This is a genomic window from Vibrio renipiscarius (assembly GCF_000827885.1).
Lineage (GTDB): Bacteria > Pseudomonadota > Gammaproteobacteria > Enterobacterales > Vibrionaceae > Vibrio > Vibrio renipiscarius.
Genome location: NZ_JTKH01000025.1, coordinates 102335 through 128593 on the forward strand (window position 1 = coordinate 102335; position 26259 = coordinate 128593).

At 45.7% G+C, this 26259-nt stretch carries 18 protein-coding genes; 12 read left to right on the forward strand and 6 right to left on the reverse strand.

Annotated elements, in window-relative coordinates; genetic code table 11:
- Nucleotides 1-221: 221 nt before the first annotated feature.
- Nucleotides 222-1283, reverse strand: a complete 1062-nt coding sequence (locus OJ16_RS18760) for a LacI family DNA-binding transcriptional regulator (RefSeq protein ID WP_040992916.1) — start codon at nt 1281-1283, stop codon at nt 222-224.
- A 232-nt stretch (nt 1284-1515) separates the two neighbouring features.
- On the opposite strand from OJ16_RS18760, the gene OJ16_RS18765 reads away from it, so the two are divergent.
- Nucleotides 1516-3618, forward strand: a complete 2103-nt coding sequence (locus OJ16_RS18765) for an alpha-galactosidase (RefSeq protein WP_040992918.1) — start codon at nt 1516-1518, stop codon at nt 3616-3618.
- 132 nt (nt 3619-3750) lie between these two features.
- Complete coding sequence (locus tag OJ16_RS18770; RefSeq protein WP_040992920.1) at nt 3751-5472, forward strand: solute:sodium symporter family transporter; 1722 nt, start codon at nt 3751-3753, stop codon at nt 5470-5472.
- Between the two features lie 117 nt (nt 5473-5589).
- Here the strand turns inward: OJ16_RS18770 and OJ16_RS18775 are convergent, their stop codons facing one another.
- A complete protein-coding gene (locus OJ16_RS18775) occupies nt 5590-6600 on the reverse strand; it encodes a substrate-binding domain-containing protein (RefSeq protein WP_040992922.1) in 1011 nt (336 codons plus the stop codon).
- 350 nt (nt 6601-6950) lie between these two features.
- On the reverse strand, nt 6951-10049 hold the full coding sequence (locus OJ16_RS18780; RefSeq protein ID WP_040992924.1) for a beta-galactosidase: 3099 nt from the start codon (nt 10047-10049) through the stop codon (nt 6951-6953).
- Nucleotides 10050-10610: 561 nt separating this feature from the next.
- Between OJ16_RS18780 and OJ16_RS18785 the strand changes: the two genes are divergently transcribed.
- Together OJ16_RS18785 and melB are read left to right on the forward strand one after the other, a co-directional pair.
- Nucleotides 10611-12728 (forward strand): alpha-galactosidase, encoded by a 2118-nt coding sequence (locus OJ16_RS18785; RefSeq protein ID WP_040992926.1) that lies wholly within the window; start codon nt 10611-10613, stop codon nt 12726-12728.
- A gap of 352 nt (nt 12729-13080) precedes the next feature.
- The gene (melB, locus tag OJ16_RS18790) at nt 13081-14460 is read left to right on the forward strand and encodes a melibiose:sodium transporter MelB (protein ID WP_040992928.1); all 1380 of its coding nucleotides are present in this window, start codon (nt 13081-13083) and stop codon (nt 14458-14460) included.
- A 108-nt stretch (nt 14461-14568) separates the two neighbouring features.
- Here melB and OJ16_RS18795 read toward each other — a convergent pair whose 3' ends face one another.
- Nucleotides 14569-15567, reverse strand: a complete 999-nt coding sequence (locus tag OJ16_RS18795) for a substrate-binding domain-containing protein (protein WP_040992930.1) — start codon at nt 15565-15567, stop codon at nt 14569-14571.
- A 275-nt stretch (nt 15568-15842) separates the two neighbouring features.
- Between OJ16_RS18795 and galE the strand changes: the two genes are divergently transcribed.
- From galE to OJ16_RS18820, 5 genes are all read left to right on the forward strand, one after another.
- Nucleotides 15843-16862 (forward strand): UDP-glucose 4-epimerase GalE, encoded by a 1020-nt coding sequence (gene galE, locus OJ16_RS18800; RefSeq protein ID WP_040992931.1) that lies wholly within the window; start codon nt 15843-15845, stop codon nt 16860-16862.
- A gap of 101 nt (nt 16863-16963) precedes the next feature.
- Nucleotides 16964-18016 carry a UDP-glucose--hexose-1-phosphate uridylyltransferase gene (locus OJ16_RS18805; RefSeq protein ID WP_040992933.1) on the forward strand — a complete coding sequence of 351 codons (1053 nt, stop codon included), beginning with the start codon at nt 16964-16966 and terminating at the stop codon, nt 18014-18016.
- Between the two features lie 105 nt (nt 18017-18121).
- Nucleotides 18122-19282 (forward strand): galactokinase, encoded by a 1161-nt coding sequence (gene galK, locus OJ16_RS18810; protein WP_040992935.1) that lies wholly within the window; start codon nt 18122-18124, stop codon nt 19280-19282.
- Nucleotides 19283-19396: 114 nt separating this feature from the next.
- Complete coding sequence (galM, locus tag OJ16_RS18815; protein ID WP_040992937.1) at nt 19397-20455, forward strand: galactose-1-epimerase; 1059 nt, start codon at nt 19397-19399, stop codon at nt 20453-20455.
- Nucleotides 20456-20621: 166 nt separating this feature from the next.
- A complete protein-coding gene (locus tag OJ16_RS18820) occupies nt 20622-21263 on the forward strand; it encodes an START domain-containing protein (protein WP_040993184.1) in 642 nt (213 codons plus the stop codon).
- Nucleotides 21264-21394: 131 nt separating this feature from the next.
- On the opposite strand, the gene OJ16_RS18825 is transcribed toward OJ16_RS18820, so the two are convergent.
- Both OJ16_RS18825 and OJ16_RS18830 read right to left on the reverse strand, forming a co-directional pair.
- Nucleotides 21395-22252 (reverse strand): hypothetical protein, encoded by an 858-nt coding sequence (locus OJ16_RS18825; RefSeq protein ID WP_040992938.1) that lies wholly within the window; start codon nt 22250-22252, stop codon nt 21395-21397.
- A 324-nt stretch (nt 22253-22576) separates the two neighbouring features.
- Nucleotides 22577-23908: an MFS transporter gene (locus OJ16_RS18830; protein WP_040992940.1), complete on the reverse strand. Its 1332-nt coding sequence runs from the start codon at nt 23906-23908 to the stop codon at nt 22577-22579.
- Nucleotides 23909-24304: 396 nt separating this feature from the next.
- Here OJ16_RS18830 and OJ16_RS18835 point away from each other — a divergent pair, with 396 nt between their 5' ends.
- From OJ16_RS18835 to OJ16_RS18845, 3 genes are all read left to right on the forward strand, one after another.
- Nucleotides 24305-24697 carry a hypothetical protein gene (locus OJ16_RS18835; RefSeq protein ID WP_040992941.1) on the forward strand — a complete coding sequence of 131 codons (393 nt, stop codon included), beginning with the start codon at nt 24305-24307 and terminating at the stop codon, nt 24695-24697.
- A gap of 419 nt (nt 24698-25116) precedes the next feature.
- Entirely contained in the window at nt 25117-25608 is a 492-nt protein-coding gene (locus OJ16_RS18840; protein WP_040992943.1) for a hypothetical protein, read from the forward strand.
- 161 nt (nt 25609-25769) lie between these two features.
- Nucleotides 25770-26177 (forward strand): hypothetical protein, encoded by a 408-nt coding sequence (locus OJ16_RS18845; protein ID WP_040992945.1) that lies wholly within the window; start codon nt 25770-25772, stop codon nt 26175-26177.
- Nucleotides 26178-26259: the final 82 nt, after the last annotated feature.

Genomic DNA, 26259 nt, shown 5'->3' on the forward strand with positions numbered 1-26259 from the left:
AAGTGCTTCACAACAGTGGTTAGTCACGTTAATTATGTTGCTGCTCTGTTTTGGGTCTTTTGTGATTCTTTATTTCGTTTCTATTCCCAAGCTCTATTGGTAGCTGAAGATGAGTTTGGTGAGCTTCATTAAGAAAATGAGGTGCTGTTTTTCTCACACAGCACCTTATGAAAGCGTTAAATGAAAAGGCACAAATTCGGAAAGTAAAATTAGTTTAAGCGCTAAGGCAAAAGACTGCGAATATGGTCAAGTTGAGCCAGCACTTCTTGCTTGTCGTAGAGTGTGATGACTTTTTCTGCGGTACTGTCTCTTGTAATAAGATGTACAGGCAATATTTCAGTCGTTGGTGCTGATTCACTTGCCATTTGATTAAGGACTAGTTTTACGGCTTTGCGCCCTAATTCATTAAAGTCTTGCTTGATGGTGGTTAAGCGTGGTGAAAAATATAGGCTGTCTTGAATACCATCAAACCCAACAACTGAAACACTGGCTGGCACTTTAATGCCTGCTTCCGCGAGCGCGCATAGAACCCCCAGCGCCATTTGGTCGTTAGCGACAAGCACAGCATCAAAAGACACGCCAGTTTGAATTGCATTTTTTATCGCGGTGCAACCGCTTGCTGCCTGCCAATCTCCTTCGTAATACGCGACTTCTTTGCAGTTATGGGCACGAATGTCCGCTTGCCACTGATCGTAACGAATGACGGAGGCGGTAGAGTCTTTAGGGCCTGAAATACAAATAAACGACTCACGCTTTTGTTCTATAAGATGTCGGGCCGCTAAGCTCGCTCCGGTTTTGTGATCGCAACTTACTTGGTTTACGACGCTGCCGTGGGGAACATCGATAAACACAAATGTTAGCCGGTTAAACTGTTCGACAAAGCCTTCAGCGACTTCCTTCGTTAAGGGCGCATTGATCACGACAGCGTCGACTTGTTGTGCCATTAACTCTCGGATTGCTCGACGAAATTCCTCTACCGAATTATCGCCGAGAACGGTGAGTGCGGTGGCGTAGCCCATTTCATGGGCTTGGTTGCGCACGCCATTGGCAATCAAGGCGACTCCGTGCAGCGAAATATCAAGAGAGATGATGCCGATGAGGCGCGATTTTGCACGGCTTAACATCTGCGCCCCTTTATTCGGAACATACCCCAATTTCTTGATCGCATCGTTTACGCGTTTACGTGTTTCTTCGGCAACGTTATCCGAGCCATTCGTGACTCGAGAGACGGTTTGGGTAGAGACGCCTGCTAATTTGGCGACTTCTTTAAAGGTAATAGCCACATTTTTCCCCTGTATGTTTCCTGTGATAAATCTATCAAAACGCGAAGAGTATTGCCGTGAGTAATGTCGTAAAAAACACCAAAAATTGTTTCCGTAAACACAAGATCTAGCACACAAAATTCCAGAAAAAGATCGAGTCTAATCACATTTATTTGCCGTTTTTATCGCTTTGACCGCGCTCAAGCGCATGATTGCTAACAAATGTGTTGTTTGCGAAAACAGAGAAATAGAAATGCAGAAAATAGTTCACTTAAAATCAAAAAAACACAGCATGATCATCAAAGTGGGTCGTGTTCCAGAAATTCTTCATTGGGGGGCGAACATTGCGAAGATCGACCCTGACCTGATTCTGTCAACAGAGCGTCCTATTTCTCAAGCTCGTCTTGATGTTGATGTGCCGCTGTCACTGTGTCCTGAATTGGGCAGTGGCCATTTTAATGCCCCTGGCATTGAAGGGCATCGCCATGGTGAAGATTGGGCGCCAGTCTTTGAAATGAAAGCGCTGACTTGCGATGAACAGAGTGCATCATTCACATTAGAAGATACCGTTGCCAAGCTGGAATTGCTTATTGAAGTGAAGCTCGACTTTAATAGTGATGTTGTACAAAAACGCATCACGGTTAAGAATGTGGCGGATAAAGAATATTGCCTAGGCAAACTGTCTTCTACGTTATCACTGCCCAATCATGCCAATGAACTGATGACCTTCCACGGACGCTGGTGTCATGAATTTCAAACTCAGCGTTTAAGTTTTGAACATGGCGGGTTTATGCAAGAGAACCGCCGTGGCCGCACGTCTCATGAAAACTTCCCAGGTTTGTTTGTGGGGAGCAAAGGTTTTAGTGAGCAGGTGGGGCAAGTGTGGGGCTTCCATCTCGGTTGGAGTGGTAACCACCAACTGCGTGCTGATGTGCGTAGTGATGGCCGTCGTTTTGTTCAAGCAGGTGAATTACTGCTTTCTGGCGAAGTGCACCTTAAAGAAGGCGAGGAGTATCAATCGCCTTGGCTTTACGCGACCTACAGCAATACCGGCTTAAATGGTATTTCAGAACGTTTTCATGAATTCGTGCGTGCCAATATCATTAAATTCCCAACGAAAAAGGCGCGCCCAGTGCATCTGAATACGTGGGAAGGTATTTATTTTGATCACAAACCGGAATACATCATGCAGATGGCCACCGAAGCGGCCGAGATGGGGGTTGAGCGTTTTATTATTGATGATGGTTGGTTTATTGGTCGTGATGGTGAGCGTGCCGCATTGGGCGACTGGTATCTAGATGAAAAAAAATACCCGAATGGTTTAGAGCCTGTGATCAACCATGTGAATGAGCAAGGCATGGAATTTGGTCTGTGGGTTGAGCCTGAAATGGTGAGCGAAGATTCGAATCTTTACCGCCAGCACCCTGATTGGGTATTGAGCCTTCCTGGTTATCAGCAGCCTTCTGGTCGTTGGCAGTATGTCTTGGATTTGCAAAACCCAGATTGTTTTAGTTACTTGTTTGATCGTTTAAACGATTTATTGACCCGCTACAACATCGGTTACTTCAAATGGGATATGAACCGTGAATTGGTTCAGCCTGGTCACCATGGCAAGCCGGCCGTTCATGGACAAACGAAAGCGCTTTACCGTCTATTTGATGAATTGCGCTTAGCACACCCAGACGTCGAGATTGAATCGTGCTCATCCGGTGGTGGCCGTATTGATTTTGAGATCTTGCAACGTACTCATCGGTTTTGGGCCTCAGATTGCAACGATGCACTTGAGCGCCAAGCGATTCAACGTGGTATGAGTTACTTCTTCCCACCGGAAGTCATGGGGGCGCACATCGGTCCTGCGGAGTGTCATTCAACCAATCGACGTCATGCCATTAATATGCGTGGCGTGACAGCGCTCAGTGGGCACATGGGGGTTGAGCTTGATCCGGTAAAAGAAAGTGCAGAAGAGAAGCAAGCCTTTGCACATTATATTCAGCTGCATAAGCAATATCGTGACTTGTTGCACTCTGGGCGTTCTTTCCGCATCGATCCGGCGGATCAAAGCCAAAATATCTACGGCGTCGAAAATGGCGAAGAGATGTTGATCACTGTGTGTCAATTGGCGATGCCAAACCATGCCTTGCCTGCGCCGCTTCGTGTTCGTTGTGTGGAGAAAGAGGCAACGTACGAAGTGAAAATTGTCGAGATGCCACACACCAGCTTCCAGCTTATGAAACAGCGCCCTCAGTGGCTGGATCAAACGCTAACGTTGAGCGGCGATAACCTAGAAGAAATTGGTGTCACACTGCCAATTCTTGACCCGGAATCTGCGCTTATTGTTCACCTTAAAAAAATGTAAACCACTAAGTATGACCTCTAGCAACGAGACGCCTGATTCAGAAGGGTCTCGTTAAACCAATTTCTATACGCTAGAGGCGTACCCTACAACTAAAAAGCAAGTAATCATTGCTTAATATGTTAAGGAAACAAAATGTCAATTACAGTACTACTTTCATTTTTGTTGTTCACCGGCTTTGTTGTCGTGTTCACTTATAACAAAGTAAAAAATGACAAAGACACCTCTCAAGATGGCTTCTTCCTCGGGGGCCGAAGCTTAACCGGTGGCTTGATTGCCAGTTCCCTGATCTTAACTAACCTCAGTGCGACCAGCTTTGTGGGTATGAGTGCCCAAGCCTATACACATAACATGAGTGTGATGGGGTGGGAGGTCGCATCCGGTGTGACGCTGGTCATCATTGCCTTGCTTTTGGTTCCACGCTATTTAAAGCAAGGAATCACGACGATCCCAGATTTTCTAGAAAGTCGTTATGATATGTCTGTTAAGAAATTCGTCACGTTTTTGTTCTTGTGCCAGTACGTCATCAACATTCTTCCTACCACTCTTTACGCTGGTGCCGTGGTGCTTGGCGAAATCTTTGATGTACAAGGTTTACTGGGTATTTCTGAGTTCAGTTCGATTGCGTTGATTTCTGCCACGATAGGATTGCTGGGTTTCTTCTATGCCATTTATGGTGGTCTGAAAGCGGTGGTCATTGCCGATACCATTAACGGCGTGGGCTTAATTATCGGTGGCTTAATGATTCCCGTTTTTGGTCTGATGGCGCTAGGTGGTGGCAATTTCATGGGTGGTTTAGACATCATGCTGACGGCTGCGCCTGAAAAGCTGCAATCGGTCGGCACCGAAACCGATCCACTGCCGTTCTCAACGTTATTTACCGGTTTGCTTTTGGTTAACCTTTACTACTGGGGTACGGATCAATCTATTATCCAGCGAGCGCTTGGTGCGAAGAACTTAAAAGAAGGTCAAAAAGGTGTTATTTTGGCGGGTGCAATTAAAGTTATTTCGCCACTTTTCCTTATTATTCCCGGTATTATCGCCTTCCATATGTTTGGTGCAGATGCGGGTAACCCTGACACCATGTACACGCGTTTGGTTAACGAAGTCTTGCCTAAGCCATTAGTTGGGTTCTTTGTTGCGGTGATGTTTGGTGCCATTCTGAGTACTTTTAACGGCGTCTTAAACAGCTCAACCACACTCTTTGCTCTTAACGTTTATAAACCTCTTTTTGGTCAAGATAAATCAGATGAAGAGCTGGTGGGTAAGGGGCAAATATTCGGTGTCGTGATCGCCATTGTTTCTGTATGTATCGCACCTTTCATTATGTACGCGCCAGAGGGTCTATTCCAATATCTACAAATGGTCGCAGGCTTCTTTAGTGTGCCGATCTTTACCATCGTATTCGTTGGCTACATCTCAAAACGAGTGCCTGCGATTGCGGCGAAAGTGGCGTTGGTTGTCTTTGTTAGCTCTTACGCGGCAATGCAATTGATCTTTGATACACCGCTTCACTTCCTACATCAATTGGCGATTTTGTTTGTTGTTTGTACGGCGCTCATGTTTGCTATCGGTTTTGTGATGCCTCGTGCGACGGATTATGTGATGCCGGTGAACGAAAACATTGATGTGACACCTTGGGCATTTCGTTTTGAAGCATCAGCGATCATTATCTACATGGTTCTAGGCGCTTACATTATGTTTTCTGATGCAGGCTTTGTCTCAAATGACCCGACGATCATGCAAGTGTATGGATTTTGTGGTGTGATACTGCTTATTGGTGTGGTGTTTAATGGCATGCTTAAGCGCAGAAAACACAAATCACCGTCTAAATTAAATGATATGTATATGCCATAACCCGCACCACGTCCCGACCTCAGCGGCATAAATTGATAGACTGCTGAGGTCGTTCTGAACATGTTCAGAAGTGGAAAGGTTAAACTGGAAAGATCCCTCGCATACCCGCGGGGGATTTTATTTTGGGTGGCTGACCGATGAGCGCTTAACAATGATTGGGACAAACAATTTATGTTGCTTGTCTTGATTTGCTTCATCGTCATGACTGGCCAGAAGCAATGAGAGTTTCACCGCTTCGTTTGCCATTACTTGAATAGGGTAACGAATCGTCGTGAGGCGAGGGTAGATATAGCGAGCAATGTGACCATCATCAAAACCAATCACAGACATATCCTCGGGAATACGAATGCCATTTTCTTGCAATAAGGTCATGCAACCTGCCGCCATGTAGTCGTTATAGGTTGCAACCGCGGTGATAGGCGTATTTTTAGCGAGTAAATTGATCATCGCTAACTCTCCCCCCATTTCATCGGGTTCGCCGTATTCGACATAGTCATTGCGGATTTCGATGCCGTTGTCACGCAGAGCATCAAGGTATCCCGCGTGTCGGTCGTGGGCATCGTCAATGTCATGGCTAGAGCAGATGTAGCCGATATGCTGGTGGCCACTGCGAATTAAATGCTCGGTGGCAATGTAAGAACCTCTGCGGTTGTCTAGTGCAATGCAGCGCGATCCAATCTCCGGCACAATACGGTTAATCAGCACCATTCCTGGGATTTCATGCGCAAGTTTCACGATCTCGCTATCCGGCAAGCCCTTGCTATGTACCACCAAAGATTCACAGCGGCTGTTGATTAATAAGTTGATAGCATTCCGTTCTTTTTCTGCATCATGGTAGCCGTTGCCGATCAAAAGCTGTTTACCTTGCTCGCACGCGATGCTGTCAATTGCTTTTACCATGGTGCCAAAAAAGGGCGCGGATACGTCATTGACCAAAACCCCAATAGCATTAGACGATTTACTGACTAAAGCTCTCGCATTGGCGTTGGGACGATAGCGAAGTTTCGCCATTGCAGCTTGAACGGCAACGATCGCGGATTCACTGGTGTGAGGGGCGTTGTTGATTACTCGTGAAGCCGTAGCAATGGAGACGCCCGCTTCTTTTGCAACATCTTTGATTGTAGCCATAGTGATTCTATTTCTTAACTTTCAGCCAGTTAACGTTCAGCTTTTTGATCATTGCGCTATTTAACTATGATGCGGCGTGAAACTCAAATAGTAGGGTGTGAATAACCGCGATGCATCAAGGTTTTAGATGGGAGAGGGGGGCGCATTGATGGTTCAAGCGACGAATGTCGTACGTGTGGTGAGCGCGTTACAATGAGAATTGGTTTCACACGGTTTATTTGGCACGCTTTTTTGAAGAGATTTTGAATGGATTTTGAATGGAAACTTTTGTGAATGGCTAGGCGTAAAACACAAAAATGCCCCAGGTTGCCCTGGGGCGGTAAGCCACACTGACGTGTTGTTGTTATTTTTTATTGATGACAAGTAGGTAAAAAACGCACTTGGTATTGGTAATGGTTGCTCGTTAATTGAAACGCTTTGTGCACACTTGGGCTCCAAGAATCATCGCCGCCTACACCCATGTGTTTATGGTCTAGACGTACATAAATCTTCTCGTCTGCGATCAAATCATTGGTGTGTTTGGCGGTGGCTAAATGCTGCTGAGCGTATTGGCTTACGCTAAACTGAAAGTCGCCTGACATTTCTAACTCGTTCACTTTTAGCCATTGCGTGCCACAACGCAAGCCGCTGTCGGTTGGGAATATGTATGGCGTGTGCATTTGTTCAAGTGTTTGTGTGTGCTGGCCGAAGCGTGCTGCTGCCAAGCGGTCAGGGTAGTTTTCAAATGGGCCTAAACCTTGCCAAGCGATCGGGGCGTTTTGCTCGTTCAATGGCAATTCAAATTCTAAGCCGATGCGTGGCATGGGTGGTAAGTCATCAGCCAGTTTTACATCGACAGCCAAGGCCATTTCACCGTCGTTGCTCAATGTGTGCGTCCACGTGGTAATCGCTTGTACTTCACCATTAAACTGGTAAGCGAAAGTAGAGGTTACTTTCACTGCATGCGCCAGAGTTTCACTGTGACAAGCGACACATTGACGCTCCCACTGGCCAATGCCTGCCATGTCCCAACGGCACATCCAAGCATTTGGATCGACGTTGTCGATTTCGCTCACGCCGATGTCGTTGTCAAGCGGCGCACGGAAGAAGTTATCTTGGGGTGCTGCAAGCATTTGCGCTTTGCCGTCAACGCTCCATTCGGTCATCAAGCCGCTTTGGCTATCCCAACGCCATTGATGTTTCTCATCCAAGCTAGACACTAAAATCGCGTTGTTTTGCTGCGTTAGCATTGGCGCTGGTTGCGTTTCCAATGTTGGCATAACAAGGCCTGCTGTATTACGCAGCGCCATTTGCTCAGAAGCGACCACGTGCTCTGCTTCTGCCCAAGGCGTTGCTGCTATCAGACTAATATCGGTATTTAAGTGATATTGCGCCTCTGCTTTTGGGGTGAAGTTGAGGGTAATCTCAATGCTTGCTTGGCTGTCCGCTTCTACCTTAAGTGCGAGCGAACCCGATTGAATCACTTGGCCATTTTCCAACAGTGACCAGTTTAATTGCTCGTTGTCGGTTGCGCGGAACAAGTTCTCGTTGGTTACGATTAATTGACACGCCTGTTTGGTTTGTTCTTGCAGTGACACCGTGATCATACGTTGGCAGTGTTTTGCTTCTTCCAGAGTTGGATGCACGGTGCGATCAGGGAAGATCAAACCGTTGATGCAGAACTGACGATCGTTGATTTCATCGCCAAAGTCGCCGCCATAAGCCCAGAAATGCTGACCGTTTTCATCCCATTGGCTCAAGCCTTGGTCAACCCAATCCCAGATAAAGCCGCCTTGTAGGCGAGGGTAGTCACGGAACGCATCCCAGTAGTCATTAAAACTGCCCAAACTATTCCCCATTGCATGGGCGTATTCACACAAGATCAAAGGACGCGTTTCATTCGGTAATGAAACCCATTTTTTGATCGCCCATTTAGGCACTGCTTCGTCTTCGATGTCGGTATTCACGCGTGCGTACATTGGTGCGATGATATCGGTTGCCGTGGTGTTTGCGCCACCACCTTCGTATTGCACTGGACGAGAAGGATCAAAGTTTTTCGACCAAGCGTACATCGCATTGTGAGTGCTGCCGTGACCGGATTCGTTACCTAAAGACCAGATGATGATCGAAGGGTGGTTTTTATCGCGCATCACCATTTGGGTGTAGCGACTCATGTAAGCGTGCGCCCATTGTGGATCGCTCGATAGGCGATTCATTGGTTGCATGCCATGGGTTTCGATGTTTGCTTCATCGCACACATATAAGCCGTATTGGTCGCACAGTTGGTACCAACGAGGGTGGTTCGGGTAGTGCGCAGTGCGTACCGCGTTGAAGTTGTATTGCTTCATCAAACAGATATCGCGGATCATGTCTTCTTCTGTCATCACATGACCAAGCTCTGGGTGATGTTCGTGGCGGTTCACGCCGCGGAGCAGCAAAGGCTTACCGTTTAACTTCAATTGACCATCGGTGATTTCAACTTTACGGAAACCCACTTGATACGCTTCGCTTTCTAGGTGTATGCCGTTTTCATCCAACAATGACACGACTAAGCGATAAAGGTTGGGTGTTTCGGCCGTCCATTTGTTTGGCTCGCGCACGTGCAACGTTTGGAACACCACATCGTCCCAAGTGCCACGTTCGTCGATGCGACGGTTGTGTGGGCGGTCGATGCGAGGTTCTGTCACCGCTTGCTCACCATCAAACAGTTGTACTTGGACCTGATAGGTATCTGGTGCAGAAATATGCGTCACAATCGATAGTGAACCATCACGGTAACAGGCATCTAAATCGGGTGTGATGAACACATCTTCAATGCAGTGTTGTGGCTTTGATAGCAAAGTAACGTCGCGGAAAATACCGCTTAGCCACCACATATCTTGGTCTTCCAAGTAACTGCCGTCACACCAGCGAATCACCATTACCGCTAAGCTGTTTTCACCCGCAATAAGATAAGGCGTCAGATCGAATTCAGAAGGTAGGCGACTGTCTTGGCTGTAACCAACCCAAGTGCCGTTGCACCAAAGGTGGAACGCGGAGTTCACGCCATCAAAGATAATGCGCTGCGTATTGGCTAAATCGTCTTGCGTAAGTGACACGGTAGTACGGTAACAACCCGTTGGGTTATCGCGAGGCACAAACGGTGGATTCACTTCAAATGGATACTTTACGTTGGCATAAATCGGTTTGTCGTAACCCTGTAATTGCCAGTTTGAAGGTACGGCAATGTCATCCCAATCGGTATCATTAAACGGCGCTTCGACGAACTCGCCGTCGATTTGCTCTGGTGCATCATACAGTTTGAATTTCCATTGCCCGTTCAATGACTGACGTTGGGCCTGAATATCGTCGCGGGCATGGTCAATATCGCGGAAGCTGGAAAGAGGGCTGTGAGCCTTAAGGCAATGAATGTTCACAGATTGCGGGTTTTCCCAGTCGCGTCTTTGGATAATTTCTGAAAATGCCGTCATGGTTGTCCTACTTAACGTTCGTTGCTTATTTAATGTTATGGACCAATGCTGCGAGAGATTGAACGACATCGTTTTAGTTCCCACTCGTGCTGGCATTGGTGGCGTAGCGCCTTTGCTTTGGTAGCAATATAGATAATTCATGGAAACGTTTCCATGATGAGGTTGGCATTTTAAGCTAATAATACAATTGTCATTGTTTTATGTGATTTCGCTCTCTTTGCAGGGTGGCTGACAGCCTTTATGTCGGTGAAGGTTGAAACCGACGTATTCAGTCGTTCACGCGGCGACACGCAGCCATAGGTTGAGCGAAAGCGTTATATGCCGGTTGATGTGGCGCAGAGGTTGTTCATTCTTACGATGTAATCAAGATTTTATAGCGTATTTAGTGGGGTGGCTTTGCAGGGGCGACGTGAGGCGCAATAAAATGTGGTCGGTGGCACAATTTTTAATAGTAGCAATAATTTGAATGGAAACGTTTCCATTAAGTTTGGTGTGGCTCACAGATTATTCTGTCATTTCTATTATGATGCGGCGTAATTTCCAGTTTCAAGGTAAGGCAAGATGACGGATAAAACACTGATTGAGCTAAGCGGTCAGCAAACTCAAATGATTGTCGAATTAGGCGAATATGCAGAGATCCTACATTGGGGACAAAAAGTCAGTGGCGATCTTGAGGGATTTCGGATGGCTTTGCATCGCCCTGTGCCCTACGGCCGTTTAGATAACGACGTATCAATGACATTGCATCCTGAGCTTGGTCGTGGTGTTTTCAGTAGTCCTGGCGTGGAAGGCCACCGCGATGGTCAAGATTGGGCGCCCGTCTTTGTTATTACTCATCAAGAGCTCCACGAAGAGGGGGTCGTGATTGAGAGTGAAGACGTGATTGCCGGCTTGCGCTTGAAAACGGAACTTAAGCTTGATAAGAATGATGTGATTAAAACCCGTCACACCCTCACCAATATTAAAGACGGTGTTTATCAAGTCAATCGCCTTGCCAACACATTGCCTTTACCTGCTCGCGCTAATGAGCTGATGACATATTATGGACGATGGGTTTATGAGTTCCAAACCGTGCGTCAACCCTTATATCAAGGGGGATACCAGCAAGAGAATCGCCGTGGACGAACGTCTCATGAACATTACCCAGCATTAGTTGCAGGGACGGCGCATTTTGATGAAATGAGTGGCGATGTTTGGGGCTTTCATTTTGCCTGGAGTGGAAATCACCGATTACGTGTGGATGTAAAAGCCGATGGCCGCCGATATATGCAAGCGGAAGTGATTTATCTTCCCGGCGAAGTCGCCCTTAAAGAAGGGGAGAGTGTAGCGACGCCTTGGTTGTACGCGAGCCACAGCAATAGCGGTTTGAATGGCATGAGCCATCACTTCCATTCTCATGTGCGTGACACGATTTTGCCGAGCGATTTTAAAGATAAGCCTCGTCCTATTCATTTAAATACATGGGAAGGTATCTATTTCGACCACGATCCTGAATACATCATGTCGATGGCAACCCAGTCAGCGGAGATGGGCGTTGAGCGCTTTATTATTGATGATGGTTGGTTTAAAGGGCGCAATGGTGACAAAGCCGGGTTAGGCGATTGGTTCCTTTGTGAAACCAAGTACCCAAATGGTTTGCAGCCGGTTGTTGAACACGTAAACAAATTGGGGATGGAGTTTGGCTTGTGGTTCGAGCCCGAGATGATCAATAAAGACTCTGATTTGTTCCGCGCTCACCCTGAATGGCTACTGGCGGTCGATGGTTACAATCAACCGACAGGTCGCAATCAATATGTCATCAATCTGCAAAACGATGAAGCGTTTAACTTCTTGTTTGAGCGATTGGATCATTTCTTGTCGACTTACAATATCGCCTATATCAAATGGGATATGAACCGAGAAGTCGTTCAGCCTGCCCATCAAGGCCAAGCCGCTGCACATAATCAAACTCATCGTTATTATCAGCTGGTGGATAAAGTCCGCGAAAAGCACCCAAAAGTTGACATTGAATCGTGTGCGGCAGGCGGTGGTCGCATTGATTTTGAAGTACTAAAACGCACTCATCGATTCTGGGCTTCGGATAATAATGACGCATTAGAACGCCAAACGATTCAACGGGGTATGAGTTACTTCTTTCCACCAGAAGTGATGGGCAGTCATATTGGGGCGAGTCATTGCCACAGCACGCGCCGTCGCCACAGTATTGAATTTCGTGGATTGACGGCGTTATTTGGCCATATGGGAATAGAGTTGGATCCGGTTAAAGAAGCGCAGGCAGAAAAGCAAGGCTTTGAGCGTTATATTCAGCTGCATAAAAAGTTGCGCCCATTGCTGCATAGCGGTAGAACATGGCGGGTGACAGCAGACGATTGCGCGCATCAAATACATGCGGTGGTTGCCAATGATCAATCCGAAGCGGTGGTCTTAATCGCACAATTGGCCATGCCGACTAATTCATTAAGTGGTCACTTGCGAGTGCCAGGCTTAGATCCAAACGGCCTGTATCGTGTTTCGGTACTCGACAAGCCGTCGAATTACGATGACATCGTTAACTACCAACCGCCTTGGACGGAGTCTGGTTGTGAGCTGTCGGGCACATGGTGTAAAGACGTGGGTTTAACCATGCCCATTCTTGATGCGGAAAGCGCGATGTTGGTGACATTCGAAAGGATTCGTTAGCGAGCCTTATCGGCAAAAATCATTGTATTTTAATCTACCGTACAAGCGCATTGTTTGTACGGTTTTTTGCGTGCTTTGATGGTCAAAACTGAAAGCGTTACCATAGGTGTTATTTATTAAGTTGTTGATATGTAGTGATTATTTGTGGTGATAATTCATGGTTAGAGGGGTTTACATTGCTTGATGTCTCATTTTGAGTGTTTTGATGTAAACGTTTCCATAAAGCGGTAATTGATCACAGTAAGCCATCCAGTGTGTGAGTAGCATGAGCATCGAAATATAAATAAAAGAAGTCGATGCCATGAATTCTGGTTAGTTGGAATGACTGGTTGCAAGACACTAAGGAACGATTATGTCTGATAAAATTACACTACAAACCAAGCTATCCTACGGGCTTGGTGCGCTCGGTAAAGATTTTGCTTGTGCACCGATATACATCTTTTTAATGTTCTACTTCACCGACGTGGCTGGCTTGTCTGCCGCTTTCGTGGGGACTATCTTTCTAGCGGCTCGCATAATTGATGCGGTAACCGATCCTATGATGGGTGTTATTGTTGACAATACACGCTCGAAATTTGGCAAATTCCGTCCGTGGATTGTCATTGGTACACTTTTAAATGCTATCGTGCTGGTTGGTCTTTTTAGTACGCACATGTTTGAAGGCACAGCATTATATATCTATGCCGCGGCGGCCTACATCCTTTGGGGCTTAACGTACACCATCATGGACATCCCTTATTGGTCAATGATCCCAGCATTATCAAGCTCTCGCCAAGAACGTGAAAAGCTTGTTGTATGGCCTCGCTTGTTCGCGAGTTTGGCTTGGTTTATTACCGGTACTTACGGTCTGCATATTGTGGGTGAGCTTGGTAACGGTAACCAAGGCGATGGCTTCTTTAATGTGGCGATGCTGATTGCCGTATTGTTTGTAATGAGCGCGTTTTTGATTGCTCGTAATGTAAAAGAAAAAGCCGCGCCAGCAAACGCAAAACCGGTAGCGAAATTTAGCTTTAAAGATGTACTGACCATTATTGGTAAAAATGACCAATTGAAAGCCTTAATTGGTACCGTTCTATCGTTCCAAATTGCAAACCTATTGGTAGGTGGTTTTGCGATTTACTACTTCTCTTACGCGCTCGGTAATGCAGAGCTATTCCCAGTTTATATGATGGTCGCGGGGATTGCAGAGGTTGCGGGTGTGTTCTTATTCCCACGTATCGCTGCGGCACTACCACGCAAAAACCTTTGGTTGATGGCGAGTGGCTTCCCGGTTTTATCTTGCATTATTTTGTTGGTGATGGGTTTCATTGCACCAGCAAATGCACTGATGATTGGTTTGGCGGGGGCTGCGATCAAATTTGGTGTGGGTATCGCTAACGCATTGCAAACGGTGATGTTGGCTGATGTTGTGGATTATGGCGAATACAAAACAGGTCGTCGCAGTGAAAGCGTGATCTTCTCTGTGCAAACGATGCTGGTAAAATTTGCAGGTGCAGCGGGTGGCTTTATTGTCGGCATGGGCTTAACGGTTGTCGGTTATGAACCTAACGTTGTTCAATCCGCGGAGACGATTCTAGGACTCGAATTTATGATGATTGGTCTTCCTGCGATTATGATGACCATCAGCGGTTTTATCTATCAACGTTACTACCGCTTACATGATGGCTTTGATAAAGAAGCCGAAGAGTTGCGAGCGGTGAACGTTGAACTTGTTCAATCACAAGCGAACTAGTTAAAACAAAGAAAGTGAAAAAAGCGAGTCTATCTAGACTCGCTTTTTTATTATCCAATTTAAACCTCGGGTTAGTCGGGCATCAGGATAAGTCACCCGGCAGGTTTGTTATAACACGCTAACGGATCGTCTCTGGACTAAAGTCGGCGTGTAGAGGTTAGGCTGACAATCGACTTCGTTATTGGCTGAGAGTGAAAGCGCGAGTCGAGCAGCGTGTTCTGCCATTATAGAGATGGGGTAGCGTACGGTGGTTAAAGCAGGGTGAACAAAACGCGAGATTAAATCGTCATCAAAACCAACAATAGAAATACCGCTTGGGATGTCTATGTCATTGGTTTTCATCGCTTCTATTGCACCCGCAGCCATGTGGTCGTTATACGCGACCACTGCGGTGATCGGTATCGATTTGGAGAGTAAGTTGGTCATCGCCAACACGCCACCGTCACTGTTGGGTTCACTCGACTCGATGTAATTTTTTGAAAGAGCAATGTCGCTTTCTTGCAGTGCTAGCAAATAACCATTAATACGCTCGTGAGTATCTTCAATATTGTGTGAAGACGCAATGCAAGCGATATGACGGTGACCTTGTGCGATGAGATGCTTGGTTGCTATGTATGCACCATGTTTATTGTCCAGTGAAATACAGCGCGAATCTAAAGCCGGAATATGGCGGTTAATGAGAACCAACCCTTTCACTTCTTGCGCGTAGGCGATCAGTTCCTCATCACTTAACGCTTTTGAATGCAAGATGATGGCTTCACATCGATTATTGATCAACAACTCCAAAGCTTGACGCTCATCTTGCTCATTATGATAGCCGTTACCAATCAATATATGTTTACCTGACTCTCTTGCAACCTGATCGACGGCTTTGATTAAGGTACCAAAGAAAGGGTCAGACACATCACTGACTACGACGCCAATGGTATTGGAATTTTGGCTCACAAGCGCTCTCGCCGCGGCATTAGGGCGGTAGCCTAATTTCTTCATGGCGGCGGTGACGGAAGCAATGGATGCCTGGCTTGCTTTAGGTGACTTATTGACGACACGAGATACTGTCGCGACCGAGACGCCCGCTTCTTTTGCGACATCTTTAATATTTGCCATACATCATAACCTTATCAACATTCTCTTTGGATATTAACGTGTAGCTGCTGTGTGATACAAGCAGAATAGGCGTACAGAATAGAGAAGTGTAAACGTGTACACAAAAGAAGGGGGCGTATTGCTCGCGCATTCTGCTTTTCAACGCTTTGTCGGTGGTTTTCTGGGTGAGGATTTTGTGTAAACGCTTACACTAACGGGATTTTGATCACGGATCCTAGACGCATTAGCTTGTTAAACTAGCGCCATGCAATGAGTTCAGTGTGAGAGAGGTTGGCATGAAAGTGTTAGTGACAGGCGGTATGGGTTACATCGGTAGCCACACATGTGTACAGATGATTGATGCCGGCATGGAGCCCATCATCGTTGACAACTTGTGTAATGCAAAAATGGAAGTGTTAAGCCGCATTGAAGCGCTTACGGGCAAGCAGCCCGCATTTTATCAAGGCGATATCCGTGACGAGTCTTTTTTAGATTCGGTGTTTGCTGAGCATGATATTCAAGCGGTTATTCATTTTGCCGGCTTGAAAGCGGTGGGTGAGTCTGTTGTAAAGCCTCTTGAGTACTTTGATAACAATGTAAACGGTTCCCTAGTATTGGCTCGCAGCATGCGCAAAGCGGGCGTGAAAAGTATTGTGTTTAGCTCTTCAGCAACCGTGTATGGCGACCCAGAAATCGTGCCTATTACGGAAGATTCGCCAACTGGGGCGACAACCAATCCATACGGACGCAGTAAGTACATGGTGGAAGAGTGTTTTACAGATTTGTTTAACGCCGAACGCGATTGGAGCATAACGCTGCTCCGTTACTTTAATCCAGTAGGGGCTCACCCGTCAGGCTCGATGGGAGAGGATCCGCAAGGCATTCCAAATAACTTAATGCCATTTATTGCTCAGGTGGCGGTTGGTCGTCGTGAAAAACTGTCGGTGTTTGGCGATGACTACTCAACCCCTGATGGCACGGGTGTGCGCGACTATATTCACGTTATGGATTTAGCGGATGGTCACATCGCGGCGCTGAAATCGGTGGGCGAGAAAGCGGGCCTGCATATTTACAACCTAGGTACTGGTAAAGGGTCTAGCGTCCTTGAAATGATCGACGCATTTTCCACTGCATGCGGTCATCCCGTGCCTTATGAATTGTGCCCGCGTCGTCTTGGGGATATTGCCGAATGTTGGGCAAGCACTGAAAAAGCAGAGCGCGACCTTGGCTGGAAGGCGACTCGTAGCGTCGCAGAAATGAGCGCTGATACGTGGCACTGGCAGTCAAATAACCCGAACGGTTATTCCCCAGCGTAATGAGCGTTGCTGCAAGGCTGCGGTAAATTTTGCGGTCATTAGTGAATGGTTTTCCTCGTTGGGAATACCGGTAAAGAATTGATAAAAGTTGAGTATGTCAAATGTCGAATATTGAATTTAACCCAGTGGATCACCCACACCGTCGTTACAACCCTCTTACTGGTCAATGGATTTTGGTGTCTCCCCACCGAGCAAAACGTCCTTGGAGTGGTGCGGATGAGAACCCGGCTACAGACGAGTTACCAAGCTACGATGGAAAGTGTTTTCTTTGTCCGACTAACGAACGTATTTCGGGTGATGTAAACCCGGATTATCAAGGCACTTATGTGTTTCAAAACGATTTTGCCGCACTGATGGTGGATTCTCCAGAAGCCCCTAAATCGGATAATCCTTTGTTCAAAACTCAAGGTGTACGTGGTTTGAGCCGAGTCATTTGTTTCTCTCCGGATCATAGTAAAACGTTACCTGAGTTACCGGTTGATAAAATCCGCGGTGTGATAGAGGCGTGGAATGACCAAATTGAAGAGTTAGGCAAAGACTACGTTTGGGTTCAGGCGTTTGAGAATAAGGGCGAAACCATGGGCTGTTCTCAGCCTCACCCACATGGTCAAATCTGGGCGAATAGTTTTCTACCAAACGAAATTGAACGCAAAGAGCACCACTTAAAAGCGTACTACCAAGAAAATGGCAGTAATTTGCTGGTGGATTATGTGCAAGCGGAGCGAAAAGATGGCTCACGCACCGTTGTGGAAACGGAACACTGGATCGCGGTCGTGCCTTACTGGGCGGCGTGGCCATACGAAACCATGTTATTGCCAAAAACGCACATCCGTCGTATGAGCGAACTCAATGATGAACAGCGTGACGATCTTGCGTTAGCGATTAAAAAACTCACTAGCCGTTACGACAATTTATTTGAATGCTCTTTCCCTTATTCGATGGGTTGGCATTACGCCCCGTTTTTTGATGAAGGGACGGATATTGAACACTGGCAACTTCATGCACTGTTCTATCCGCCACTATTGCGTAGCGCGACGATTCGCAAATTCATGGTGGGTTACGAAATGCTGGCAGAAAGCCAACGTGACCTAACGGCGGAACAAGCGGCGCAACGTCTTCGTGATCTAAGTGATGTGCACTACAAAGAACAATAACCTTTGCCATCGTTGAAGCAGCAACTTCAACGATTTCAAAGGCGCAATATTCGTGGCTTGCGAGTTGAGCTGCGATTAAAGAATTAAACAGTTTGAGAAATTACTATGTCTGATCTAATCCAAAACGTAAAAACTTCTTTTGAGCAAGTACTCGGTTACGCACCAAGCCATATTATCCAAGCCCCGGGTCGTGTAAACCTGATTGGCGAGCATACCGATTACAACGATGGGTTTGTCTTGCCTTGTGCGATTAACTACCAAACGGTTGTGGCTGCGGCTAAGCGTGAAGATAATGTAGTGCGTGTGGTTTCAGTGGATTACGGCAACGCGGTTGACGAGTTTGATATCACACAAGACATTAGCTTCCAGCAAGACAAAATGTGGGCAAACTACATTCGTGGCGTGGTGAAGTGCCTTCTTGCTCGCGGCTATCAATTGACTGGCGCGGATATTTCCGTCAGTGGCAACGTACCTCAAGGCGCAGGTTTAAGTTCGTCTGCGGCATTAGAAGTGGTCATAGGCCAAACGTTTAAAGTGCTGTTCAACTTAGAAATCAGCCAAGCAGAAATCGCGCTAAACGGCCAACAAGCCGAAAATGAATTTGTCGGTTGTAACTGCGGCATTATGGACCAAATGATTTCAGCGGAAGGTCGTGAAAACCATGCAATGCTATTGGATTGCCGTAGCTTAGAAACGGAATCGGTCTCGATGCCGGAAGACATGGCCGTAGTCATCATCAATTCAAATAAAAAACGTGGCTTGGTGGATAGCGAATACAACACTCGCCGTGAACAGTGTGAAGAAGCCGCGCGTATCTTCGGTGTAAAAGCGTTGCGTGATGTGAGCATTGATCAATTCAACGCGAAGGTGTCTGAACTGGACGAAATGGTCGCGAAACGTGCTCGTCACGTGATCACAGAAAATGATCGTACCGTTGAAGCGGCACAAGCACTTCGTGCTCATGATATGAAGCGCATGGGGGAGCTCATGGCAGAATCTCACGCCTCAATGCGTGATGATTTTGAAATCACAGTGAAAGAAATCGACACACTTGTTGAGATGGTAAAAGAAGTGATTGGCGACCAAGGTGGCGTGCGCATGACGGGCGGCGGTTTTGGTGGCTGTATTGTGGCCCTTGTTCCGCCAGCTTTAGTTGATGAACTGAAAGCGACAGTCGAAGAGAAATACGAGGCAGCAACCGGTTTGAAAGAGTCGATCTATGTTTGCCAAGCGCAAAATGGTGCAGGTCTAGTCGAAACGTTATAAGCCTTTTATAAAATACAGCGGTAATGATGAAATACCGTTGCTCGATTTAAGCTCAGCGATCATTAGTGACTCACTTGCTAATGGTCGCTTTTGTTTAATGCATAGGAAAGAAGCATGACTAAGCCATTAACAATCACGATGTCTGGGTATCCAGCCTACGATGGTAAACCCGCAACCGTCATTGAATTAAAAAATAAAGCAGGCATGACTGCCACTTTCATGGATATTGGCGCAACATGGCTAAGCTGTCGTTTACCTCTTCCAAATGGGGAGTTACGCGAGCTCTTGTTGGGCACAAAAGACTTTGAGGCGTTTTTACTTCAGGAATGCTATATGGGAGCGCTTGTGGGTCGCTATGCAAACCGAATCGCTGGCGGTGAGTTTTCGATTGAAGGGCGCAAGTATCAAGTTGACACAAATCAAGCTGGAAATTGCCTGCACGGAGGCCCTGATGGTTTTGATAAAAGACGTTGGGATATTCGTCTTCTGACGGAAAGCGTGGTGGAATTTTCTCTCACGTCAATCGATGGTGACCAAGGTTTTCCGGGAAATATGGTTATTTCTGTACAGTATGCGTTAAGTGAAAAAGGGGAGGTCAGGATTGAGTATAAAGCCACAACAGATAAGGCGACACCCTTTAATCTGACCAACCATGCCTATTTTAATCTTTCTGGCGGCACTGATGGACGGGATGTACGAGATCATTATCTGCAAGTCGAAGCGACTCATTATATTCCCACCACGGATGTGGGCATTCCTTTAGGTCATTTGGCTGAGGTTGAATCAACCAGCTTCGATTTTCGTCAGTCGAAGGCCATCAACCAACATTTTTTGCAAGATGAGCAGCAGGTGGCCGCTAAAGGGTACGATCACTGTTTTACGTTTGACCCCACTCGAGACGTGGCTTTGCCTGTCGTCACGCTCAAGGCACCAGATAGCCTTGTCACGTTGCAAATATTCACCACGAAACCGGGTATTCAAGTTTATACCGGAAACTGGCTTGCCGGTGCTGGAAATCGAAAAGGTGGTCAATATTCAGATTACGCGGGTGTCGCGCTTGAAACCCAATATTACCCTGACTCGGTCAACCACCCAGAGTGGGGGGCGTCTTGCTCGATATTGACGCCGGATACTCAGTACCACCATGTGACGGTCTATCAGTTTTCCGCTTAGTGCTGATCAACGTGTCAATACCATCGTATCAATACCGTCGTGTACGTGTCAGTCAGAGCGCTTTCTTTAGGGCGCTTTTTGTGATTGGCGTGGGCCGCCGTCAATACAGCTTTTCCTACCGATATTGTATATAATTGAAAATATGAATATTTTTGGTGATGATAGAATGGCAGCTTTACGCATTGGTATGCTGATTATGGCGCTATTCGCGTCAGGGATGATTAGTGCAAACCCAAACCGCAACTGGCAGTTTGATAGCAATAATGACGGGATCAGTATTTACTCACGTGAACATCAAGCGGGCTTAGTTGAAATTCGCGCACAAATGTTCACGCCAACCAGTTACGGCGCGTTTCTAACCTTATTAGAAGACAGTGATAACGTACCAAATTGGATTGATAACGCCAGTGACAGCCGAGTGATCCATCAGATATCAGCTACGGAAAACATCGTCTACACACAATTCAAGGCGCCGTGGCCAGCAAAAGACCGTGACATGGTCACTTATTCAAAATATTGGATTGATGAATTAGGGTTCACAATCCAAATCAAAGATGCCCCTATTTCAACGCTTGCTGAACAGAATGGCTACATTCGTATTCGCTCCGTCGATGCGCGCTGGACATTACACAAACTCAGTAACGGCAACACACTGATTGAATACACGGCATTTGCAGATGCTGGTGGCTTGCTGCCGGATTGGTTGATGAACAAACTGGCAAAACAGAGCGCTCGTAACACATTCCATAATTTGCGTGCACAATTACCCAAGTATCAGCGATATAGCCATCCACAGATTAAAGAATAGGTTTATGGATTAGAGTAGTGGTAGGTGGCGAAAAAAATAATCATCATAAACGCTTTGATAACGATGGCATGCTCAAAGCGTTTAAGTGAATGTACAATCTGGGTAAATAAAATAAGAATTACTTACAATGATTATATTGCCGTGGAATCACATTTTTCTAACACCGTATTGAAGCGGTCAATAAATTGACCAGTATCGTGATATTTAGTGAAAATTAGATATTCAGATCCAATATAAAACTCTAGCGCCTCGCCTTGAATGTTAATGTTCATCTCACTGTTTAGTGAGGCATCAAGTAACACGCCATACAAAACGGTTGAAGGAGCCATCGCTAAAAGGTTATTTTTCTTTTCGGGGTTCAACGCATTTTCATAAGCCAATTGAATGGCTTGCGCGTCCGATTTTTCATCAAGGTATATCGCACGAATGCCATTATTGCGCTTTAGTACAAAGGTCGGTTGACCAAATTGCGCGCGAATTGCATCGAGCTCTTGTTTTGCATCGGCTTGGGTTAAGTTTTGCAATCCGGAAAAATTCATGACGGACTTATCTTGGTAGAGGCGAAGACCAACATGATCGATGCCGGTTTTTTCGGCGATGACCTTTTGTTTATTGAACTCACTAAGACCATAGATAGGGAATGGGTTTTCACTACTTGGGAACGAATCAAAGTCAGCCAGTGATGTAATTCTCGTCGCTGGAATCGAGCAGGTCAGAATGCTCTTGGAATCAAAGCTCGCAGCCGGCCCCACATAACCGTCATCATAACCACGTTCAAATTTGAAATTGTCTTGGCTTAGCGTTTCTAAGGTACCGTCTTTGGATTTGTTCTGAGTGAAATAGGTTAAGTCGAAGTCTATGCCGTTAATGGCCGAAGAGGCGAGATCATGGCCAGTTAAGGTTATCTTCTGCACGGCCGATTCAGCGGCATAAAGCAAATTTGAGGATAATCCAACCGTTATCCCGACCAACAACGTTACTCGTTTCATCGCTTTCCCCTCTATTTAGCTTAAAAAGTGATTAAGAACCCTAAAAAGATAGTGAGTAAAACGTAGCGTCGCCACTCGAAAGACAAATTATCACCCGTCGAGCTTAATCATTGTTCTGAATCAGAATGCGGATATTGGATGGCAATCTATGTTTCATGCGCGGGGAATGGATAGTGTTTAACTGAAACGCTAGCGTGCAGTGGTTGCACTTGTGTCTATCGCACCCAGCCGCAATACACTACCGAATCGTAATACACCTAACCACAATACACTTAATACGACGCCTAAAATTGGAAGAGATTAGACGTCGTATCATTACAGTGATTAAAAAATCGCCTTCTTTTTATCCGCTATATAGAATGCGACACTGATCGCAATGAACAACGCGGTAAAGTAATAGAAGAACGAAGAGAGCGAGGCGAGAAAGTCAACGTGCTGGGCAATCTGCTCCTCACTGTAGTGTTGAGAAATTAATTTATAGTAGTAGGCGTACAAAATACCAATCGAGCCATATCCAAGGTTAAACATTAAACCTTTAAAACTTAATACGGTGGCCCTGTTGTGGGATTCTGTCTTTTTATTCAGGTGATAACTAATGAAAATGTTCATCGTCATAATAATGAATATTAAGAGTAGTGCCGGTATTACGCCATAAATCGACCAGCCTAAACTGATCCAGTAAAACGTCGCCATTGTCGCGAAACCCATCAAAGCAATAAACTGTTTCGGTTTCATGCTTTCTGCGAGTCTGCGGCTTTGTCCGGCAAAGATAATCTTAAATAAACTTATTCCAGCACCAATCAAACCAAAATAGATGATAGGGATATCGATGGCGCGATAATATTGACTGTTCATGGTTAAAAACATACGTGAAGTGTGTTCGAACAAGCTGTAATAGAGCAATATGAACAGTACGTACGGGGTAGAAAATACCCATGTACCGGTGTCTCGCGTTAATGTCAGGCTCGATAGCATCGTGCCCCATTTTGTCTGGTTAGTGGGCTGTATTTTTTTCTCTTCCCTCATGTTGAATGCAGCATAAATGGCAATCATTGCCACCAGTAAGGTGGCGAAAACGGGGATACGCATGATGTCTTGGGTTTTCACTGGCGCTTCTAATCCTAAAAAGGAATAGACGCTCGCCATAAAGTTCACATCGTACATTGCCGCACCCACTAATGTGATGACAATACCGACGCTAGAGGCAATACGCAGTTGGATTTGTAAGACGCGCGGCCATAATTCTTCTTTGCCTTGTTCTTTTAGCGTGTCGTAAGCTAAGGCTTCATCAGCACCACTTGCTAGAGCCATTGCCAAACCACTTAATATCCGGTTGATCAAAAAGACACTGAACACCAACGTCGGGTTGTCCGTCGGGACAACGGCAATCATGGCGATTTCAATAAACATCACAATCGAAGAGAGTACCACCAGCTTTTTACGGCCTAAGGTATCGGCTAGCGCGCCGGATGGGACTTCAGCAAGCACAATTGTTGCAGCCCAAACCACGTTAAGCATGGCAAATTGTGAAAGCGTTAACCCATAATCTAAGTAGAGCAAGGTGAAAATGGGGTAGTAAAAACGTGCAAAATAGCTGCTTCTAAACATTAAGAAGTAGCGTACATTGCGGATTTGGAGGATTTCATTGAGCGTCATTAAATAGTCAGTTCTTCGAATTATAATAAGTTAAGGTTTATACCGTTTTTTGTTTATTGGTAAAGACTTGGTTGTAGAAATTCCGTTTTTATATGCCCAACAATTTGTAGATGCAGTCAACACCGATGCAACGTCAATCTGAACGGGTATACCAAATGATGGTTAACCCCCTATGGATGCTTCAATTATAGAGGTAAACAATGAGTTAGGATATTGGTGGTTCAAAATAGTCAAAAGATGGGGCGGAGGGAAATGCCTTAGCGATGATCGGTTTGATCAGCCAGGCAGCATCACTGACATGGGCGCTCGCCATTGAGCATTACGTCATAATTTACTTTACAAAGTATGAGATCAGGCAATAATCACATTATATCACTCTCAATGAAGACATTAACTATGACTGACTTTCACTATTATTTTCATCAACTACCTTGTTTTGACTGCAAAAAAACGACGGTAAGTACCGATCTTGGTTGGCTAACGGAAGCGATGAAAGAGGATGTCTTAGCGCAAGTGGCAACGATCATCGAACAAGGTGAAGTTGAAGCGGATTTATCTGTGAACGTAACGTGTACAAAAGACGAAGCGCGTGATTACTTATTACTGAACTTCTACGGTTACTCAGAAGAAGAACTTGCAAATCAAATAGAAGCGGATGATGAGCAAGAAGTGGCAAATGAAATCGCAGAACTAATGGCAGAAGGTACTGATACTGCTGTGTTTGAACACGAAGTCGCGCTACAAAGCTGCACGACTTGCGGTGTAGTGGAAGTCTCTGACGAAGCATAATCATGACAAGTAAACCACTTCATCGCGCAGCGTATGAAGTGAGTTTTATTTAAGGCGCTAACAACTCTGTTTGTTCGCGCCTTTTTATTACAGCGAGTGCGAGAGAACTCAAGTGTTTAGATTAAAAACCAGGCATTTTAAGATTAAATCCCTTCGAATAATTTCAAGATGCGGTAAACCAAATCGACAGTCAATCGCTTAGATATGCAGCGATAAGACATGAGTGATGGTGAATGCTCGTGTGGTTTGATATGACCCGTAAACCCAATAATAGAATGCAAATTATGGCGACTTCCGGTGAGCTAAGTGTTTTGTTTCGGTGCTCTATTTGTATAGTAGTGCGAATAGAGTGCCTTAATGATGGCTGAGTAATAACAATGCATGGATGAGCAGGAGCGGATATGAATTCTAGGTATGATATGAAAACCGCGAGTTACGTTTTTTGTTCAGCGTTGTTGTTTTTATCTGTGTTGACCATTGTGTCTCTCATCGCTGCTCGTCCGCCCGTCATTTATACGTATAAATCCATCTTATTTACCTTGGCGTTGTCTTGCTTAATCGTTGGCTTATCTCTGTTAGAAATGAGGATAAGGACGATAGGTGTGTTCACCTTAAAGCGGGTGTTGGTGTCGTTATTTCCTTGCTCTTTGCTTATTCTGTTTTCGCTCCCAAGTATGGCGTGGTTTGAATACTACGTTTCTGATTTTAACCAGACAACAGTGGTGAGCGTTGAGGAAAAAAAGGTCAAATATTATCGCAATAGCGTGATTTGTTTCGAGCTCTCCCTTAAAAATGGTTTTATTGATGGTGATCTTTGTTCGTCTTCGCAGATGTATGCAGACAGCCCGACCTACGGTCGGATTGAGATAAAATACAAAGCATCGCCTTTTGGCTATCTTGTCAAAGATTAACCGATGTAAACGCCGGTTATAGTCACGGCTTATATTGCCGTTAAGGTGGCCAGGTATAAAGCACCGCATTAGATGATCAGGCGTCATGCTGTAATCGGGTGTTGCAGCGATTTGCCATTAAGCGATAGTATAAGGGGTCTTTTATACGTACAGATTTCGATATGTCAGATGAAAAACTCGCGCTAGAGTGGATGCGCCAACAAGCTCATAAAATAGACCCATACACTTATAACCCGTCTTTTGAAGAATGTGTGGAGCTTATTGAGCTTGCGTTTAAAAAAGGGAAGAGCATTGGCCAATTGAGATTTTTGTTGGGCGAAGCCGATCGCAGAGCAGGCGCGGCAGAACGCAAACATGCGGCCTTAAAGTATGCCAAAGAAAAAAGCCCAAATGCAGGTCAAATCTTGCGTCTTCAAAGCAAACTACAGCAAGTCGAGTTAGCCCTGAAACTGTCGACGGGTGATAACAACATGACCATATCGCAGTTCTGCTCAGAGTATGATGTAAGTAAAAGAGACGGCAATACGGCGTGGCATGAAAAGCTGCTTCAACAAGATAAAAGAAAGTAACGGTAAAAATATTGACGGTAGATGGCACGGTGGCCGCGATTTCCCTCGAGTGAGGAGATAATGAATCGTTTACTGTTTAGTC

Excerpts from the sequence above, each read along its gene's own strand:
- OJ16_RS18765 (WP_040992918.1), top strand. The coding sequence starts at position 1,516 with ATGCAGAAAATAGTTCACTTAAAATCAAAAAAACACAGCATGATCATC.
- galK (WP_040992935.1), top strand. The coding sequence starts at position 18,122 with ATGTCTGATCTAATCCAAAACGTAAAAACTTCTTTTGAGCAAGTACTC.
- OJ16_RS18825 (WP_040992938.1), bottom strand. The coding sequence starts at position 22,252 with ATGAAACGAGTAACGTTGTTGGTCGGGATAACGGTTGGATTATCCTCA.
- OJ16_RS18840 (WP_040992943.1), top strand. The coding sequence starts at position 25,117 with ATGAAAACCGCGAGTTACGTTTTTTGTTCAGCGTTGTTGTTTTTATCT.
- OJ16_RS18845 (WP_040992945.1), top strand. The coding sequence starts at position 25,770 with ATGTCAGATGAAAAACTCGCGCTAGAGTGGATGCGCCAACAAGCTCAT.
- OJ16_RS18775 (WP_040992922.1), bottom strand. The coding sequence starts at position 6,600 with ATGGCTACAATCAAAGATGTTGCAAAAGAAGCGGGCGTCTCCATTGCT.
- OJ16_RS18830 (WP_040992940.1), bottom strand. The coding sequence starts at position 23,908 with ATGACGCTCAATGAAATCCTCCAAATCCGCAATGTACGCTACTTCTTA.
- galE (WP_040992931.1), top strand. The coding sequence starts at position 15,843 with ATGAAAGTGTTAGTGACAGGCGGTATGGGTTACATCGGTAGCCACACA.
- OJ16_RS18805 (WP_040992933.1), top strand. The coding sequence starts at position 16,964 with ATGTCGAATATTGAATTTAACCCAGTGGATCACCCACACCGTCGTTAC.
- OJ16_RS18835 (WP_040992941.1), top strand. The coding sequence starts at position 24,305 with ATGACTGACTTTCACTATTATTTTCATCAACTACCTTGTTTTGACTGC.
- OJ16_RS18820 (WP_040993184.1), top strand. The coding sequence starts at position 20,622 with ATGGCAGCTTTACGCATTGGTATGCTGATTATGGCGCTATTCGCGTCA.
- OJ16_RS18795 (WP_040992930.1), bottom strand. The coding sequence starts at position 15,567 with ATGGCAAATATTAAAGATGTCGCAAAAGAAGCGGGCGTCTCGGTCGCG.
- galM (WP_040992937.1), top strand. The coding sequence starts at position 19,397 with ATGACTAAGCCATTAACAATCACGATGTCTGGGTATCCAGCCTACGAT.
- OJ16_RS18780 (WP_040992924.1), bottom strand. The coding sequence starts at position 10,049 with ATGACGGCATTTTCAGAAATTATCCAAAGACGCGACTGGGAAAACCCG.
- OJ16_RS18770 (WP_040992920.1), top strand. The coding sequence starts at position 3,751 with ATGTCAATTACAGTACTACTTTCATTTTTGTTGTTCACCGGCTTTGTT.
- melB (WP_040992928.1), top strand. The coding sequence starts at position 13,081 with ATGTCTGATAAAATTACACTACAAACCAAGCTATCCTACGGGCTTGGT.
- OJ16_RS18785 (WP_040992926.1), top strand. The coding sequence starts at position 10,611 with ATGACGGATAAAACACTGATTGAGCTAAGCGGTCAGCAAACTCAAATG.